The sequence below is a fragment of the Vibrio sp. 1978 genome (assembly GCF_033344345.1).
Genome location: NZ_JAWPOP010000187.1, coordinates 1 through 976 on the forward strand (window position 1 = coordinate 1; position 976 = coordinate 976).

The window sequence follows — 976 nt, forward strand, 5'->3', positions numbered from 1 at the left end:
TGTAGATTTAGAACAACTTAATGCAAGAAGTTCCGTTTTTTGTTGTGATTCTTGCCACGATTCCACTTTGCAAGACCCTAATTGTTAGGGCATTGAAAGAAAATCATCGACAGGTACAATGAGTTCTCACTCACACGAAAATATTGGATATGAAGATTAACAATCAGCAACGAACCGGATTCGGTTACTTCCTATACGGAATTCAATTGGCGCTCTCTCCAGAGATAAGACGTTTTGTCGTGTTACCACTTTTAGCAAATATTATTCTCGTGGGTGGGGCTATCTTCTATCTATTCTCCCACTTGAACATGTGGATTGAAGGTTGGATTGGACAGTTACCAGAGTTTCTCTCTTGGCTCACGTATATCTTGTGGCCCCTACTTGCTCTAACGATACTGGCCACCTTCTCTTATTTCTTTAGCACGTTAGCCAACTTTATTGCCGCTCCCTTCAACGGGCTGTTAGCAGAAAAAGTTGAAGAGACGCTAACCGGAAAAAAAATTAATGACGACGGCTTTACGGCTGTTCTAAAAGATGTGCCTCGCGTACTTGCTCGCGAATGGAGAAAACTGCTTTATATACTGCCTAAAGCAATTGGCTTGTTTTTGCTCTTACTTATCCCAGCACTAGGGCAAACTGTCGGCCCGGTTTTATGGTTTATCTTTACCGCGTGGATGCTCGCGATTCAATATTGTGATTACCCGTTCGATAACCACAAAATTCCGTTCAACGACATGCGTTACAAATTGAAACAAAAGCAAGGTAAAGCCTATGGCTTTGGTGTGTTGGTTTCAGTATTCACAACGATTCCAATTTTGAACCTTATCGTCATGCCTGTTGCAATATGCGGTGCGACCGCCATGTGGGTGGCAGAGTTTAAACATCAGCGCTAGGTCAAATTTAGTGAAAGGGAAGGTTGTTCGATGCGCTTCCCTTTCTTTTTACTAAATTCTCGGCCAACCTAATAAGATATAAC

The 976-nt window shown here is 42.2% G+C and carries 1 protein-coding gene; it reads left to right on the forward strand.

Annotation, left to right across the window (positions count from 1 at the left end; genetic code table 11):
- Positions 1-149 precede the first annotated feature (149 nt).
- A complete protein-coding gene (gene cysZ / locus R8N49_RS25395; RefSeq protein WP_005489850.1) occupies positions 150-893 on the forward strand; it encodes a sulfate transporter CysZ in 744 nt (247 codons plus the stop codon).
- The last annotated feature ends 83 nt before the right edge of the window (positions 894-976 follow it).